The 18,112-nt window shown below is 63.3% G+C and carries 9 protein-coding genes; all 9 read right to left on the bottom strand.

All coding sequences use genetic code 11. The annotated features are described in order from the left end of the window. Window positions 1-94: 94 nt before the first annotated feature. Complete coding sequence (locus tag DWZ01_RS06865; protein ID WP_117769535.1) at window positions 95-1,762, bottom strand: formate--tetrahydrofolate ligase; 1,668 nt, start codon at window positions 1,760-1,762, stop codon at window positions 95-97. A gap of 144 nt (window positions 1,763-1,906) precedes the next feature. Beyond that, a complete protein-coding gene (gene ruvB / locus DWZ01_RS06860) occupies window positions 1,907-2,974 on the bottom strand; it encodes a Holliday junction branch migration DNA helicase RuvB (protein WP_117769533.1) in 1,068 nt (355 codons plus the stop codon). After that, window positions 2,974-3,594 (bottom strand): Holliday junction branch migration protein RuvA, encoded by a 621-nt coding sequence (gene ruvA / locus DWZ01_RS06855; RefSeq protein WP_117769531.1) that lies wholly within the window; start codon window positions 3,592-3,594, stop codon window positions 2,974-2,976. Before ruvA ends, ruvB begins: the two co-directional genes overlap by 1 nt. After that, the gene (ruvC, locus tag DWZ01_RS06850) at window positions 3,594-4,115 is read right to left on the bottom strand and encodes a crossover junction endodeoxyribonuclease RuvC (RefSeq protein ID WP_022095142.1); all 522 of its coding nucleotides are present in this window, start codon (window positions 4,113-4,115) and stop codon (window positions 3,594-3,596) included. Before ruvC ends, ruvA begins: the two co-directional genes overlap by 1 nt. 242 nt (window positions 4,116-4,357) lie before the next feature. Continuing rightward, entirely contained in the window at window positions 4,358-6,343 is a 1,986-nt protein-coding gene (locus DWZ01_RS06845) for a hypothetical protein (protein ID WP_158556880.1), read from the bottom strand. A gap of 117 nt (window positions 6,344-6,460) precedes the next feature. After that, entirely contained in the window at window positions 6,461-6,823 is a 363-nt protein-coding gene (locus DWZ01_RS06840; RefSeq protein ID WP_055285739.1) for a desulfoferrodoxin family protein, read from the bottom strand. 150 nt (window positions 6,824-6,973) lie between these two features. Beyond that, window positions 6,974-10,438: an SNF2-related protein gene (locus DWZ01_RS06835; RefSeq protein WP_117769527.1), complete on the bottom strand. Its 3,465-nt coding sequence runs from the start codon at window positions 10,436-10,438 to the stop codon at window positions 6,974-6,976. Between the two features lie 28 nt (window positions 10,439-10,466). Continuing rightward, on the bottom strand, window positions 10,467-14,270 hold the full coding sequence (gene dnaE, locus DWZ01_RS06830; RefSeq protein WP_117769525.1) for a DNA polymerase III subunit alpha: 3,804 nt from the start codon (window positions 14,268-14,270) through the stop codon (window positions 10,467-10,469). Between the two features lie 175 nt (window positions 14,271-14,445). Beyond that, entirely contained in the window at window positions 14,446-18,111 is a 3,666-nt protein-coding gene (locus tag DWZ01_RS06825) for a UvrD-helicase domain-containing protein (RefSeq protein WP_117848434.1), read from the bottom strand. Window position 18,112 lies beyond the last annotated feature (1 nt).

Genomic DNA, 18,112 nt, shown 5'->3' with positions numbered 1-18,112 from the left:
ATGTGCGGCGTAGGCCGCTTATTAGCCCGTCCAAGAATTGGGGCGCAGTTCAGGTAGGCGCGACGGGGCGGGCTAGCAGCTATGGACAGCAGGCTTAGAACAGGCCGGTGATGTCGCCGTCGTTGTCGACGTCGATGTTTTCGGCCGCGGGCACCTTGGGCAGACCAGGCATGGTCAGAACACTGCCGGTCAGCGCGACCACAAAGTGGGCGCCGGCAGAAACCTTGAGCTCACGCACGGTGATGCGGAAGTTCTCGGGAGCGCCCAGGGCCTTGGCGTTGTCGCTAAAGCTGTACTGCGTCTTGGCGACGCACACCGGCAGGTTGCCAAAGCCATTCTCGCGCAGCTCGGCGAGCTGGCGCTTGGCGGCCGGCGTAAAGTCAACGCCGTCGGCGCGGTAGACCTTGGTGGCAACGGCCTCGAGGGCATCAGCGACATCAGCGCCGTCCTCATAGGCAAACTTGAGCTCGCTCGGCTGCTCAATCAGACGCATGACCTCATCGGCAAGCTCGAGCGCGCCCTCGCCGCCCTTGGCCCAGACCTCGGAAAGCTTAACGTTGACGCCGAGCTTCTGGCACTCGGACTCGATGAGAGCAAGCTCGGCCTCGGTGTCCGTCGGGAAGCGATTGATGGCGACCACGCAGGGCAGACCATATACGTTCTGGATGTTGTCGACGTGACGCAACAGGTTGGGCATGCCAGCCTTGAGTGCCTCGAGGTTCTCCTCGTTGAGATCGGCCTTGGCGACGCCACCGTTGTACTTAAGCGCACGAGCGGTAGCGACGATCACGACGGCGCTGGGGCGAACGCCCGTCATGCGGCACTTGATATCGAGGAACTTCTCGGCACCCAGGTCGGCGCCAAAGCCGGCCTCGGTAATGGCAACATCGCCAAAGCGCATCGCCATACGCGTGGCCATGATAGAGTTGCAGCCGTGAGCAATGTTGGCGAAGGGACCGCCGTGGACAAACGCGGGCGTGCCCTCGAGCGTTTGCACCAGATTGGGCTTGAGCGCGTCTTTAAGCAACGCGGCCATGGCACCCTGGGCCTTGAGGTCGCGGGCACGGACGGGCTCGCCGGCATAGCTGTAGCCGACAACGATCTCGCCCAAGCGCTCCTTAAGATCGTTGATGCTCGTGGACAGGCACAGGATTGCCATGACCTCGGAGGCGACGGTGATATCGAAGCCGTCCTCGCGCGGCACGCCCTGGGCCTTACCGCCAATGCCGTCGATGACGTGGCGCAGCTGACGGTCGTTCATATCGACGACGCGCTTCCAAGTGATGCGTTTAACGTCAATACCGAGCTGATTGCCCTGCTGGATGTGGTTATCAAGCATGGCGGCCAGCAGGTTATTGGCGGCACCGATAGCGTGGAAGTCGCCGGTAAAGTGCAGGTTGATATCCTCCATGGGGATGACCTGAGCCCAGCCGCCGCCGGCAGCACCGCCCTTAACGCCAAAGACGGGGCCGAGCGAAGGCTCGCGCAGGGCAACGGCACTCTTGACGCCGCGACGACGCAGGCCGTCGGCCAGACCGATGGTCGTGGTGGTCTTGCCCTCGCCCGCGGGCGTTGGGTTGATAGCGGTCACGAGGACGAGCTTGGCCTGGTGATCAGTCGGCTCGTTGAGCAGTGAATAGTCGACCTTAGCCTTGTCGAAGCCGTACGGAATAAGGTGCTTAACGTCGACGCCGGCGTTCTTGGCCACCTCGGTAATAGGCAGTGGCGTGACAGAACGTGCGATTTCGATGTCAGTAGGCATGGGCGGTCCTTTCGTTACCGAATGAGAAAAAGACCAATTCAGCATAGCACGGGCGCGCAATAGTAAAACGCCCATAACCGATGAACGGCGATATGTTTACCCGATGCCCAGCGATAGCCCAACAGCCCGCCAAAACAAAGCGCCCTAAACGGTAGGTTCAATCCCCAGGTGCTCAAAGGTGCGAAGGGTTGCCTGACGGCCCTGCGGCGTACGAATCATCAACCCGCACTGCAGCAAATAGGGCTCATAGACATCCTCGAGCGTGCCCGGGTCCTCGCCCACCGCACTGGCAAGGGTCGTCAGGCCTACAGCACGGCCGGAGAACGTCTTGGCAAGCGTCTCCAAGATACGAATATCCATCCAGTCCAGACCGAGCTCGTCGATCTCGAAGAACTCGAGCGCCTGGCGGCAGATATCGAGCTCGATAGGGCCGCTGCCACGCACCTGTGCGTAATCGCGCACGCGCTTGAGAAGGCGGTTGGCAAGACGTGGCGTGCCGCGCGAACGCGAGCCGATCTCGAGTGCACTGGGATGGTCGATCGTCACGCCCAGGATAGTCGCCGAGCGCGTCACAATCTGCGCGAGCTCCTCGACCGTGTAGTAATCCAGGCGATACGAAATGCCAAAGCGGTCGCGCAACGGGCCGGTCAACATGCCTGAGCGGGTCGTTGCCGCTACCAGCGTAAACTTGGGAATATCCAGGCGAATCGAGCGCGCCGCCGGACCCTTGCCAATCACGATATCGAGGGCAAAGTCCTCCATCGCGGGGTACAGGACCTCCTCGACCGAACGGTTGAGGCGGTGGATCTCGTCGATAAACAGCACATCACCCGGCTGCAAGTTAGTAAGGATGGCCGCCAGGTCGCCCGTGCGCGCGATGGCAGGGCCACTCGTGGTCTTGATCTGAGCGCCCAGCTCGTTGGCGATAACGGTGGCCAGCGTGGTCTTGCCCAGGCCCGGAGGACCCGAGAAGATCACGTGGTCGAGCGTCTCGCCACGGCTCTGCGCCGCTTCGATCAACACGCGCAGGCTCTGCTTGATGTGCTCCTGACCACAGTAATCGTCTAGGCGCTGGGGGCGCAAAGTGCGGTCGACATCGAGGTCCTCGGCCGTCAGCTCCGAGCCCACCATGCGCTCGCCGTGCGCCATGGATGCCGCCGGCGAGTTGCCGGGCGTCGCCCACAGGTCCTGAGAGTCATCGGCTTCCCACATCACGCATCCATTCCGAGTCGCTTAAGCGCCGCGCCGAGCAGATCCTCGACACGCATATTCTGCCCATCATACCCGCTCAGGGCAACATCGGTCTCCTGCAGGCTAAAGCCCATGGAAAGGAGCGCCGCACGGGCATCATCGATCGCCGAAGGAGCGGCGGCGGGAACCGGCATCGCAACCTGGCCGGGAATCACGTCGACCGGCACAAAGCCCTTATCCTTGGCAAAGGTGCTCTTGAGTTCCAGGATCAGGCGCTGAGCTGTCTTTTTGCCCACACCGGGTACCTTGGCCATGCCCTTGTCGTCCTCGGCCATCACCAGCGAATACAGCTGCCCCACGGTATAGGTGGAAAGCACGGCGAGCGCCAGGCGCGGGCCAACGCCCGAAACGGACACGAGCCGGTCGAACATCGTGCGCTCATCCTTTGAGGAAAAACCGAAAAGTGTCATGGCGTCCTCGCGCACCTGCATACGCGTGTAGAGGCGGACCTCGCCGCCGGGCGTCGGCAACGTGGCCGCAGTGCTGCCCGAGATGCCGAGCTCAAAGCCAACGCCCGACACATCGACGACAGCAGAGCTCATCGTGGCCTCGACAAGCGTTCCGTGGAGCTGGGAAATCATCAGTATCCGGTTCCTCTCTGTTGATAGAACTCGCCACCGGTGAGGGCGCGGGTGCGGCTGAGGTTTACGTGGCAGATGGCGCAGGCCAGGGCATCGGCGGCATGGTCGGGATGCGGGTCGTGATCGAGCTGTGTGAGTGTGCGTACCATGTAGGCGACCTGCCGCTTGTCCGCGGCGCCAGTGCCCACCACAGCCTGTTTGATCTGCATGGGCGTGTACTCGCCAATCTCGAGCGCGCATTCCGAAAGTGCGACGAGTGCAGCACCGCGGGCATGCGCCGTGGGGATGGCCGAACGAACGTTGGCGCCAAAGTAGATGCTCTCGACAGCAGCCGTGTCGGGTCGATAACGCTCAACGACATCCTTAAGGTCATGGGCGATATGCGACAGGCGCACCGCGAGCGGACTTCCGGCACTGGTCTCGATGCAGCCATAGGCACGGCAGCGAACCTCGCCACGCCGCTCCTCGATAATCCCCCAACCCGTATGAGCCAAACCGGGGTCAATGCCCAAGATAACCAAGCCGACCTCCCCTCGCCACAAGCACAGCGCAAGACAAGGCCCCGCGCATCATTCACGAACGTCTGTTCTAGAATAACACAACGCTAGCCCTATAAGTCAGCCGAGATCGAATTGTAGGTTGAGTATACGCAAGCGAGCGCCCGCCAGAGCGAGCAAGGTGCCTTGAAAGAGGAGGGCATTGACCTGGCGGTCATGTCCGACGATTGAAAGGCAGATTGCCGCTCTGGCGGGCGCGCAGCGACCTAGTTCTGAGAGAAGAACGGAAATTGTCGGGGATCAACCGGCGGATGCGGCATCGGGCCACCCTGGGGCCCACCCTGCGGGCCACCCTGGCCGCCCATCATCTTATCGATGGCGTCCTGAACCTCGCCCTCGAACTTTTTCATTCCCTCGTGTAAACGACGCTGACCGTCCTCAGAGCGCAGCTCCTCCATTTGCTCGGGCGAAATACCCAGTAGCTCGCCCAGCACGCCCATCATCTCGTTTCGCACGCGCTCGCTCGTATCCTCGTCAGCAAAACGGCGCACCTCGGCGCGCGCCAGCGAATCGACCGTCATACGCTCCTTGCCGTTAAGCCCCAGGTCGGACCACGCGAGCATATACGGCCAGGCACGCTCGGCAAACGAACGGGCCGAGACGATCGGCGCCATCGGCAACATGCGGCGGGCAGCCTCACCCTGTCGAACGAGCATCAGCAGCAGCGAGCAGGCCTCAGGCTTGCCAGCGGCCATCGGGATGTCGTCGAAAGATCGATTGCGGTCCACGTGCGCCTCGAGCGCGCCATCGACCTCACCCGGCTCAAGCCCGCCGAGCAGCTGTGCCGCACGGTCGAGCATATCGACCGGACCGTCGAGCGTCGAGAGCGCCTGCGCCAGCACGCGCTCCATACAATCTTCCACTGCGTTGAGCGTCACGAGCTCTTGGGGCACCACGGCAGACGTGCGGTTGCGCACACGCGCCACAAACTCAAGCGTCGACAGGTACACATCGCCAAAGGGCGCAAAGTCGCCCTGGTAGCCGCCGCAAAGCGCCGGCGCCGCCAGCGCGTACTCGGTTTTGGACAGCGGGCTCAGCGCCATCGCACCCAGCTCGAGCGCCGTATCCTCCAGCATCAGGCCCAGCGTGCGCGAGCGCAGGCGCTCGGCATCGCCCGCCGACACGTCGCGATCGAGCACGCGCGCCGCATCCGGTGCATCGCGCTCGACGGTGCGAATGTGCAGACGCTCGGCGATGGCGCGGACGGCGGCACAGCGGGCAGCCTCGGCTTCTTCCTGCGCCGGCGTAAAGATACGGTTGCGCCCCAGCACCAGGCCAATCACATTGCGCGGGCCCAGAGCGTCGACGGCCAGCGCCGCCAGCAGGGACGACGGCAAGTCACCCTCGAGTGCCACCACAGCACGCGACGCACCGTGGGCTCGGGCGTTGTCGCGCACGGCGAGCACCAGCGCCTGCCACAGCCACTCCTCGGAACGGAACTCGGGCAGTTCGTGATCCTCCAGGGCATCGAGCATCACGCCGCGCTGAATCTCCTGAACCAGCAGGCTCTCCTCAAAGCACGGCGCCTGGGCCACCACGCGACCGCAGTCGTCGAGCACAAACGAACCGCCGGTATACACCGACTCGTCATAGGCACCGACCGGCGCCATGCAGGCAAACCACACGCTGCGCTTGGAGGCGACCTTGCGGTAGGCGCCGCTGCGAACGGCGGCAATGGCAACAGTCTCGCGGTCGGTCATGTCAAACGCGTTGAATTGGAAATACGCAATGAGGTCAACACCGGTCGGCAACATCTCGAGTTCGCGGTCCAAGTCAAAAATTACGGCGATGCGCACGCCGTCCACGTCGAACACCGGCGGCGCCCAACGCGTGTCGTTGTTCTCGCCACGCTGCAAGGCAATGCTCGAACGCGCCGGCACCACATGACCGTCCTTGAGCATCATGTAGTCGAGCAGCGGTTGGCCCTCAAACGAAACCGCCGCGGGCACGATGCAGATCATGTCAAGCTCCTGGATACGCTCGGCGACACCAGTCAAGCCGGCAAGCATGTCGTGCTCAAAGTCGGCAGCGCCCACCAGGCCACCGGGCATGGCGCCCATAAAGAGCGGAGCCGGAACGCACAGCACGCGCGCCCCGCGCTCGTGGGCCAGACGAGCCTGGTCCTCAATGCGGCCGCAAATGCCCTCAATATCACCCAGGCGCATATCGATCTGTGCAAGCGCGAGCTTCATGGCCCAGCCCTTTCCGTCGTAAACCATCGAAATCGTAGTAAAAGCGCCGGCCGCATAATGCAGCCGGCGCTTGCATGTGCATATGCTAGCTATGATACCCCGAGCGGGGGCGCGCTCCTAGAATGTCGCGGACCACAGCCCGTGCAGGTTGCAGTAGGCATAGACGGTACCGGTCTTGGAGCCGCCCGCGAAAAACGTCGCGGGTTTCATGCCGGGCTCAAGGTAATGGACCTCTAAGCGGCCCTCGGCCTCAAGGGCGATCCACTCAATGTAGTGCTCGGGCAGGCTGGGGTGCTCGACCGAGCCAACTCGGGCGCGAATCACGTGACCGTCACGCTCGGTCTCGACAACAGGCACGTGCTTCTCATGCGCCGCGTCCTCAGTGTTTGCGGTCAGCTCCGTGCAACCGGCAGGGGTCGCAACGTCGTCGCCAAGGGCAGCGATGAGCTTGCCGTCGGGGTCCTTAAAGAATTTCGCCATGATGTTCTCCTTTGCTGATGTGCCAATGTTCTTGATGGTTCTTATGCCCAAAGGCAGACAAACCATCCACGGCATTGCAAATGAACACATAACGAGCGGGGACGATGGGACAGCGCGGGCTATCCGCCCTGGCGGCCTCACCCGAGCGGGTTAACGCCCGTCGCCGCCGAGCAGCGCCAGAACATCCTCGCGCGTGAACAGTGCCGACGAGATGCCGTCGCCGCCGAGTACGCTGTTGACCAGGTCGCGCTTAGACTCCTGCATCCGCATAATGCGTTCCTCGATCGTGTCCTTGGCGATGAGCTTGTACACGGTCACGGTATGTTGCTGGCCAATACGGTGTGCACGGTCAGTTGCTTGGTCCTGCGCCGCCACGTTCCACCACGGGTCGTAGTGGATGACCACGTCGGCAGCCGTCAGGTTAAGGCCCACGCCGCCCGCCTTGAGCGAAATCAAAAAGACCGGAACCTCGCCCTCCTGGAACTGCGCGACCATCTTGGCGCGGCTCTCCTTAGACGAAGCGCCCGTGAGCTTAAAGAAGTCGATGTCCTCCTTGGCCAAGCGCTTACCGATGATATCGAGCATACCCGTAAACTGGCTGAACAACAGGATGCGATGCCCGCCGTCGAGTGCGCCGTGCACGAGCTCCATGCACGTATCGAGTTTGGCGCTCCCCGCCTTGTAATCCTCGTAGTGCAGACGCGGGTCGCAGCAGATCTGGCGCAGCTTGGTGAGCTCGGCGAGCACCTTGAGCTTGTCTTTCTTAAACTCGGATGACTCGCGGTGCTGCACCTGTTGGGCGATGCGGTCCTGGTTGGCCAGGTAGAGCTTGCGCTGCTCGCCGGTAAGCTGCGCCATGACCGTATCCTCGATCTTCTCGGGCAGGTCGGCCACCACGTCTTCCTTGACACGGCGCAGCACAAACGGCGACACGAGCGCTTGCAGGCGGGCGGCACTGTCGCCCTCGGCATGCTCGACCGGGCTTTCGAAGCGCTTGGCAAACGACTCGCGCGTGCCAAGTAGGCCCGGCATCAAAAAGTCGAAGATGCTCCAGAGCTCGGATAGGCGGTTTTCGATGGGCGTGCCCGTCAGGGCAAAGCGCACGCCGGCCGGCAGGCGCTTGGTGGCACGCGCCACCTGGGTGAGCGGGTTTTTAATGTACTGGGCCTCATCGAGTACCACGCGGGCAAAGTCCTGCTCGACGTACTCGTCGATATCGCGCCGCATAAGGTCATACGACGTCACGACCACGTTATGCTCGGCCACGCCGGCGATTTGCACGCGACGCTGGGCCTTGGCGCCCACGATGGCGCACACATCGAGCGACGGGGCGAAGCGCTCCAGCTCGGCAGTCCAGTTGTACACGAGCGACGCAGGGCACACCACAAGCGTGGGCTTAATGTCCCCCGCTTCCACGCGCGCCAGGATATGCGCGATCATCTGCAGCGTTTTGCCCAGGCCCATGTCGTCGGCCAAGATGCCGCCAAGGCCCAGGTGTTCGAGCGAGCCGAGCCACTGGTATCCGTCGACCTGGTAGCCGCGCATCGTTGCCTTGAGCGATGCCGGCACCGTAAAGTCCATCTTGCCGAGCGTATCCAAGCGCTCGACGGTGCGGCGGAACGCAGCGTCGCGATCGGCCTCGAGCGCGGGCGTGCGCGCGAGCATGCTATCGACGAACAGGGTGCTCGACGCGGGAAGCGACACGCCGTCGAGCAGGTCAACAGCATCGACCCCCAGATCCTCGGCAAGGCCAAACGCGGCTCGGGCACCCTCGTCCAAACGAATGATGTCGCCGGACGTAAGGCGCGCAAACGTCTGGTGACGCTTGTAGGAGTCGAGGTAGATGGCAAGGTCTGACGCCGAAAGGCCGCTCGCGCCCAGTTCGACGTCGAGCAGATTGCTCTTGACGGTCGCACGAACCGAGAGCTTGGGCGCGGGTCGCACCGAAATCTGGCGCAGACGGTCGCTGAGCATGACCTCACCCAGCTCGGACAGGGCGGACAGGCCCTCGGTCAGCAGGCAGAACAAGCTCTCGTCATCGCGCTCCTCAAACGCCAGACCGCCCTCGTAGAAATCGAAGTACAGGGCCGCCGTGTCCATAACACGAAACTCTGCCACCTCGTCGCGGGGCGGCACGCCGGGGCGTTGCTCTTCGAAGGGGCTGCCCGGAGCGCCCAGGCTAAAGAGATCTGCCGACCAGTCGCCGTAGGCAACCGTAATTTTGCAGGTCACAAGCCCATCGTCGACGCCGATCGCCATAGCAAAGCTCGGCTCGGGCGCCACGGTATCGAGCGCGGCGGGCGCGGTAAGGTCGGTATAGTCGCGCAAAATGGGCAGCGCCATACGACAGAACTCCCCCACCTGGTCGACAGCGATATGGATCGGCGTGCGACAGGGCAGTAAGCGCGATAGGAACGGCGCCGCATGCTGGGCAAACGCTACATCGGCGCGGCGCGCACGGCGGGTGTCGACCAGATAGGCAACGTCGCCCGAAGCAAAGCAGTATGCATCGGCCGGCAGGCGTAGATCGTAGCTGCCACCAGCCGCCGGCGCGATTTTGGCGGCAAGGAGCGGTGGGCGCTCAGACAGCGCCTCGTCCTCCCCTTCCGGAGGCATCTCAACCGCCACGTCATAGGTGCGATGCGTCGTCGTCCCCCGCGACCAGGCGGGCTCAAAAGAGATGGTCTGGCCGCGCAACAGGTCCAGCACATATACGATGCTATGCTCGGACAGCGGCAACTGACGCTCGGCGACAAAACCGCTGCGGGCAAAGTCGTACGACGCCGAACGCGAGCTTGTGATGTCATCGAGATAGGCAACTGTCGTCACGACAAGGTTGAGCAGCTTTGTCGACACGTCTTCGAAGGCTTCGGGCGTATGGACAAACGTGAGCTTCTTGCCGTACGAGAAGGTGCCGCCGCGCACGTAGGCATCGGCCATGCCGTCGATGTCCTTGACCACGTAGGAGACCGATCCACAGCGAATGCGAAGCTCGAGCGCCCAGCTAAAGCGCTCGGCAAACAGTGGATTGTAATACGGCACCAGCGAGGGCTCCAACACCGCCTTGGGGGCATCGGGATCCACACTGCCGGCGAGCTTGCGGCGCATGCTCGCCAGCTCATCCATGCGCGCGTCCGAAAGATCGGAGAGCGCCGCCATGAGGCTGGGACTCGTGGGGACGGGCGCCGGAAAGGGAAAGTTGGGATTGACGGCCGGCGCTTTGGGCGCGTTGCGCGCGGGCTGTTTCGGCTGCGCCGCAAACGTGCGGACCGGCGTGCGCAAACCTTCGACGGGCTCGGCGCCGCTGGCATCCAAATACGCCAGAGCCGTGGCAATAGCGTGCTTGCACATGCCGGGGTAGCGATAGGCAGCGGGGCAATCGCAGTCGTAGTCGATCACCTCGTGCTCGTCCATGTCGAGCGCCACGCGCGTCTTGTACAGGTCGCCACGCGAACCGCGCACCGAGCCCTCAACCGTCACGTTTTTGGAGAAGCGCGAGCCGCTGTCCTCGATCGACAGCACGGCGCCGTTGAGCATGAGCGAACGCCCCTTCATAAAGGTGCCACTCAGCGCCGCCTCTTTCCGGAGCGCCTGCACAAACGTCCCCTGCGCCATCACTTCCTCCAATCTCACCCGGGGTAGCTTAGATAACCGTCACGCGGCCTTGGTTGCCGACGATGGCCTTTGCCTCTGCCAGCAGCGGAATCGAGCGTGCATTGACCTTGGCCGGCACCTCGGCACGCAGCACGCGCCCGTCGACTTGCTCAATAAAGATCTCCACGCGGTCGCCGCCCGGGTTGGTGGTGAGCACCGTGGCCAGGCGCGCCATATTGCCCTGGCTAAATCGGCTGTTGGGCACCATGACCTCAAAGACCTTGGGCTTGTTTTTCTCCTCGCTAAGCTCCAGCGGCACAATCTCCTGCGCAATGATCTGGTCGCCGCGGTCCGAGCGCTCGAGCTTGCCCTTAATGCGCACAAAGGCATCGGACAGCTGCGCGCCGGTCTCGGGATCGACCTCGCCGTACAGGTACCCCTCGGCCTCTTTATAGGTCTTGGGGAACACGACGACGGTGGCCTCGCCTTCCATGTCCTCGAGCTGCACGATGCCCATGGGGTCACCGTTTTTGGTCACGCGCTTGGACACGCTCGAGACCATGCCGGCCCACCACAGCGCCTTGCCCTCGGGAATTTCCTGGTTGATGGTGCCGCCCGTAGGATTCTGAACTTCGTAGCCGGTATCGATCTGCGAGAACGAGAAGTCGCGCGCCTTGGCTAGTGCATACTCAAACGGGCGCAGCGGGTGGTCCGAGACATAGATGCCCAGAACCTCTTTCTCCTGGCTCAGCTTGAGGTGTCGGTCCCATTCCTGGCCGTCCGGATCGGGCACGCTGACCTCGAAGCCCGAGCCCTCAACGTCGCCAAACATATCGAAGAACGACGTCTGCCCGCTCGCGCGATCCTTCTGGCGCTTTACCGCGGCATCGATGATGTTCTCGGGGTTGTTCTTGTCCACAAAGTGCATCATCTGACGACGCGGATACCCCGTGGAGTCGAAGGCGCCTGCCTTGATCAGCGATTCGATTACGCGACGGTTGGCCTGGCTCGAGTCCACGCGCTCGACAAAGTCGTGCAGCGTCTTAAACGGGCCGCCCGCCTCGCGCTCGGCGATAATCGCCTGTGCCACACCGGTGCCCACGCCGCGGATGCCGGCCAGACCAAAGCGCACGCCCTCCTTGGTAGCCGTGAACTCGGTACCCGACTCGTTGACATCTGGCGACAGCACGGGGATGCCGTCGTGACGGCATGCCGAGACGTAGTGCACGATCTTGTCGGTCTTGCCCGTGTAGGACGTCAGAACGGCCGCCATGTACTCGTGCGGATAGTGCGCCTTGAGCCACGCCGTCTGCATAACCAGGATGGCGTAGCCGGCGGAGTGCGACTTGTTAAAGGCGTAGGACGCGAACTCAAGAACATCGTCCCAAATCTTCTGGGCGACCTCGCGCGTGTAGTTGTTCTTGATAGCGCCGTTCATCCAGTGGTCGTAGGTGGTCTCGTCCGAGCCATCCTCCCAGTGGAGCACCGTCGACGTGAGCAGCTTGATCTTTTTCTTAGCCACGGGCTTACGGATACGCGAGTCCGATTCGCCCTTGGAGAAGCCGCACATCTCGACGGAGATGAGCATAACCTGCTCCTGATAGACCATGGTGCCGTAGGTTTCGCCCAGGATGTCGTCCAGACGGTCGTCGTAGGAGACAGCCGGTTCCTTGCCGTTCATACGGTTGATATAGGACGAAACCATGCCGGCGCCCAGCGGTCCCGGGCGGTACAGAGCGATCAATGCCACGACGTGCTTGTACTCGGTGGGCTTCATGTTCTTGATCGTGGCCGTCATGCCGGCGGACTCGACCTGGAAGACGCCGGCGGTGTGGCCGGAGCCCATGAGCTTAAAGATCTCGGGGTCGTCAAAGGGAATCTCTTCCTCTTTGATGTCGATGCCGAAGTTCTTTTTGATGTTGGCCTTGGCCTTGGAGATAACCGTCAGCGTACGCAGACCCAGGAAGTCCATCTTGAGCAGGCCCATGTCGGCAACGGTATGGCCCTCGTACTGGGTAATCTCGACGCCGCCCTTGGTATCGAGCTTGGTGGGCACGTGCTCGTTGACGGGGTCGCGGCAAATCAGAACGGCGCACGCGTGCACGCCCTCGCCACGGGTAAGGCCCTCGATCGAGAGCGCCGTGTCGATGATGCGGCGGGCGTCGTCGTCCTTTTTATAGGCCTCGGCAAAGTCGGGGTTAAACAGATCCTCTTTGCCGGGTTGCTTTTCGAGCACCTGCTTGAGCTTGACCTTGGGGTCGCTCGAGACCATCTTGGACAGGCGCTGGCCCATGTAGACCGGGTAGTCCAGGACGCGCGCGGCGTCGTTGATGGCCTGCTTGGCCTTAATGGTCGAGTAGGTGATGACGTGGGTAACCTTCTCGGGGCCGTAGAGCTGGCGAACGTGCTCCACGACCTCGAGGCGCCGCTCATCGTCGAAGTCCATATCGATATCGGGCATCTCGGTACGCTGCGGGGACAGGAACCTCTCGAACATCAGGCCGTTCTCGAGCGGGTCGAACGCGGTGATGTTCATGGCGTAGGCGACGATAGCGCCGGCGGCCGAGCCACGGCCGGGGCCGACGCCGATGCCGTTGTCCTTGGCCCATTGCACGTACTCGGCAACGATCAAAAAGTAGGCGGCAAAGCCCTTGTCGCAGATGACCTTGTATTCGTACTCAAAGCGCTCTTTGATGTTGACGCCGCCGATCTCGCGCGTGGCCCAGTCGTCACCGTAGTGCTGGCGCAGGCCCTTCTCGCACTCGCGGCGGAACTGGCTCTCGTGCGTCTCGCCGGGATCGAGCAACGGGAAGCGCGGCAGGATGATGGAGTCCCAGTCCAGCTCAACGTAGCACTTGTCGGCGATCTCGAGCGTGTTGTCGCAGGCCTCGGGGCAATACGGGAACATCGCCCGCATCTCCTCCTCGGTCTTCATGTAAAACTCCGAGCCGGTCATGCGCATGCGGTTAGGGTCGTCGACCTTGGCGTTCATGCCAATGCACATGATGACGTCCTGCACGGGCGCGTCCTCGCGGCGCAGGTAGTGGAAGTCGTTGGTGGCGATGACCTTGACGCCCACCTGCTTGGCGATGTCGATGAGCGTGCGGTCCATCTGCTCGTCGGTCAGGCCGTTGTCGGTGGTGATGCCGTGTTCCTGGATCTCGATGTAGAAGTCGCCGGGCTCGAAGGTGTCACGGAAGGTCTCGGCCCACTTGATGGCGCCCTCCATGTCACCGCGGTCGATGTACTTGGGGATGATGCCCGCGATGCAGGCGCTCGTGCAGATCATGCCCTTGGCGTGGCGGCGCAGGTTGTCGAGCGTCACGCGCGGCTTGTAGTAAAAGCCCTGCACGGCGGCCTCGGAAACCGTCTGCATCAGGTTGACGTAGCCCTCCTGGTCCTTGGCCAGAAGGATCATGTGGTAGAGCTCGGGCTTGTGGTCGCGAGCAAGGGTCTCGTCCGGCGTAAAGTAGACCTCGCAGCCAAAGATGGGCTTGATGACCAGGGGCGGCTTGAGCTCGTCGATGTTGCCCTTCTCGTCCCACATGGCCATGTCCTTCACATACTGGGCATGCTCGCGCGGGTTTTCCTCGGGATCGGGCTCCACCAGCTCGTCGCGGCGGTCCTTTTCCAGGAAGGCCTTGTCGTGGCTCCAGGTTTTGTACTCGGGCGTGTTGTGGTTGACGGCGTCGCAGGCCAGCGCCAGGTCGGGCACGCCATACATGTAGCCGTGGTCGGTAATGGCCACGGCGGGCATGCCCAGCTCAACGGCACGGTTGACCATATCCTGGATACGGGTTGCGCCGTCGAGCATGGAAAAGACAGTGTGGTTGTGCAGATGGACGAATGCCATGTGATGAGCTCCGATGCGGGTTCGTGTTCTGACTGAACGATTTTACCCCACGGCACGGACAGCACCCGAACCTAGCCAAACCCACACGGCTCCTCTTGAGTTGCGGTGAAATAGTTCCCGCTTGGGCCATCTGGGCCGCAATACAGGAACTATTCCACCGCAAGCTATCTGAGGGCTAGAGATTGTAGGTGACTACTTGGGGCTCGGCGGGATTGACGAAGAGAGTCGGATCGGCCTGCTCCACGCGAACGAACTTGACGGTCACAGCCTCAAAGCCCGCCCTGCGCAGAACGTCGGCGTAGACGCGCGCCTGCAGGGCGTGCTTCTCCTGCAGCTGTTCCGGCGTCTCGTCCGGCGCGCCGCCCGTCTTGTAGTCGATGACCAGCGCACATGACGAATCCGCCGGGTTCGTCGCCAAAGCGTCGATGGCGCCCTCGGCATAAGCACCGTAGCGAGCGATGTCCTCGTCCTCGCAGCCCAGTGAAAAGAACGGCACCTCGGCGCGAACGCACGGCCACGCGAGCAAGTCGGCACGAACAGCCGACTTGAGCCAGCGGTCCAGGGCAACGTCGAAGCGCTCACGCTGCTCCGGCGTCAGGCACCACAGGCGCGCCAGCGCATCGGCACGCTCAGCGGGCAGCGCATCGGCACCCATCTCGATCAGCCACTGGCAGGCGGCATGGAACGCCGAGCCCAGCGCCATGGGGTTGCCGGCGGGCTCAACGGCAGCCACGTCTGCATCCGTCATCTCCGAGCCATCCGACTCCGCATCATCGCCGGCCTCGTCCATGGGCACGTGTGCCTCGGCGGCACGATCTTCCGTCTCGGCATGGAGCGCCGCGGCGATTGACGAGTAGCTATACGAATCACGCATCGGATACGGACAGATGCCCATGCGCACGCCCACTGCCTGGGAATACACAAGCTCAAACGAATCGGGCTTGGGGTCGGCAGGACCGGGGACGGTTGAGCGCGCAGCATTATCGGCGGCATCGGCATCGCCACGAACAAGCCTGCCCTCGGCATCCAGCGAAGCGTTGGCCTCAAACGCCTGCTCGCCAAAGGTAAAGTCCGAAAGCGAAATGAGCTCGTAGTCGCCCGGCTGGGAGTTGTCGAACACCAGGCGGTCGGCATCGAGCTGCGGCATGTCCAGAGCGTCGGTCGGCAAAATACGGCGCAGCACGTCGTAGGTCAGATCGGTCTCGACATCGAAGGTCGGCGCCGTCACCTTGCCACGGCTCACGCCAGCATCCATCGCCAAGATCACCAGCTCGCGCGCACGCGTCATGGCAACGTAGAGCAAGCGGGCCCGCTCCTCGAGCGAAAGCCGCAGGTCGTCGTTGCGCAGGCGGGCAAATGCCTCGGCGGGAGAGCCCGTCGCACAGACGTCCTCCATGAGCTCCGGCGGCAGCCACAGCGACGTGCCCTTGCCCTTAAACGCATGCTCAAACTGCTTTTTGACGTCGTCGCCCTTCACAAAGGTACCGTCGGCGAGCTTAACGCCGTCGAAACGTGCCGGCAGTGCCACGACCTGTGCTCCGCCCTCGACGCGACCCATCTGTGCCGCACCCGAGGACTTACGCACGCCAAAGCACTCGGCGACCGCCACGACCGGATATTCCAGACCCTTGGAGGCATGCACCGTCATGATGCGCACCGCGCCGTCGCCCCCCTCGTTGAGGGCACCCGGGGCTTCCTTGCCCGCCAAGAAGCGGTCGAAGGCCAGCGCGATGGAACGCGGCGAGTTGCCGAACTCGGCCTCCGCCTCGGCCACGGCATCGAGCGCCTTGAGCACGTTGGCGGCAATGGCCTTGCCCTCGGGACCACGCTGTGCCAGACGTACAAACCAGCCGGAGGCGTTGACCACGTCGCGCGCGATGGCGGCGAACGAATCGCGGCCAACGCGACGAAGCGCATACCGCAGCACCTCGCGGGCGCGCGTCACGAGCGGCAAGTCTTGCAAACCCGGCACATCGGAATCGCTCATGATGCCCGCATCGATGTTGCGGCGCGACGTCTCGCCCGTCTGATCGTCGAGTTTGGTCGCCAGCGCCAGGAACTCCTGGGCGCCGAGTGCAAACATCGGCGAGGCGAGCAGCGGCATAAGGCCCTGCGCCGTATCGGCCGGATTGGCGAGCGCACAAACCAGGGCGCGCACCGTCTGCACCTCGGCTGCTTGGGCAAAGACCGAGCCGCCCGCGATGACGCAGTCGAGCCCCTGGTCGCGGAAGGCCTGGGCGTAGACGTCGGCGTTGGTCATGCGGCCCAGCAGCAGCACCATGCCGCCCTGGGGCTGGCCGGCATCGGCAAGCGCGCGGAAGCGCTCGGCGATCGCACGGGCCTTGGCCTGTGTGCGCTCCTGCGTACTGCCGCCGGCAACAAAGAGGGCCTGGCGACGCGAGGCGTCTGCCACCAGCGTGTCCTTGCGGCCGTCGCTCGCCTCAAGATCCAAAAAGCCCTGCATCAGGCCGCCGTCATCGCCATCGAAGACGCGCGCCACGTAACGCAGCACCTCGTCATGGCTGCGGAAGTTGCGCACGAGCTTGACGAGTTCACCGGCCGGTGCCCCGGACGAGGCCGACACCTCGGACGAAGCGAGGACGGCGCCCGGGGTGCTGGCAGCTGCCGCCGCGCCCGAAGCGCCTACCTTGCGCTCCTGGCGACGGAACACCTCGACCTCGGCGCCGCGGAAGCGATAGATCGACTGCTGTGCATCGCCCACGGTGCACAGCGCGCGCTCCCCCGCACCCGTCAGGTAGCAGATCAGATCGACCTGCATCTGGTCGGTATCCTGGAACTCGTCGATCATGACCATCTTAAAGCGGCTCTCGTATGCCACTCGGATGGCCGGGTAATCGCGCAGGGCCTCGTAGGCCATGCGCAGCAGGTCGTTGTTGTCGAGGGCAGACTGGGCAGCCTTCAGCGCGCGGTACTCAGCCTCTACAGAGCGGGCCAAGCCCACCAGCGCATCGAGCGCCGGGCCACCGCAGGCAAGCACGATATTGATAAATGCATCGGCAGCCTCCGCCTTGAGCAGCTCGACCTGCTCCTTGGGGAACGCCTTGCTCGCGCGCGGCATGGTGCACGACATCATGAGTCGCGCCGCATCGGCCATGGTCTTGCCGCTCGCCTCGAACGCGTCGATGGCATCGAGCGCCGTCTGCGCCTTCTCGGTCGCGGCCTTGCTTGCGCCCAGCGCCGCACGATAGGCATCGGCAAGTGCCGAGGTATCGGCCTGGCCGCGCGCCACGCACACGTCGTCCATACCGCCCGGCAACTGGCTCGACAGCTCCAGCAGGTCGCGCACCAGGCCCTTGATGGTCGTGCCGGTGCCAAAGGGGCCGCCCTCGCCCGCCATGGGATACCAGGCATAGAGGGCCTTGAGCGATGCCGCGAGCTCGGGGGCGGCATCGGGCGCCGTCGCGCGGGCCAACACATGCTCAACAGCTTGGTCCATAAGTTCGTCGGTATCGGTGAGCACCGTGAACTCGGGGTCGATACCCAGCTCCAGCGCATGCGCGCGCAGGATACGCGAGCACATGCCGTGAATGGTCGAGATCCACGCGTCGTCGACGGTCAGTGCTTCCTCGTCCATGCCCTCGTCGATAAGCGCACGGCGCACGCGGTCGCGAATCTCGGCCGCGGCATCTTTGGTAAAGGTAATGGCGAGCACCTGGTCCAGATGCTCAACGAACGGACCTGATTCGGGCGAGAGCGCGTAGACGATGCGGCGCGTGAGGGTAAAGGTCTTGCCCGAACCGGCGCCCGCCGAGACAAACAGCGGACGGTCGAGCGTTTTGACAATCTGCAGCTGTTGCGGCATCAAAGTCGAAAGATCCATG

The organism is Collinsella sp. AF28-5AC, from assembly GCF_003457875.1.
In the GTDB taxonomy this organism is placed as follows: Bacteria; Actinomycetota; Coriobacteriia; order Coriobacteriales; family Coriobacteriaceae; genus Collinsella.
Note: the sequence above shows the minus strand (reverse complement) of the source record. Positions and strands in the feature narration are given on the sequence as shown.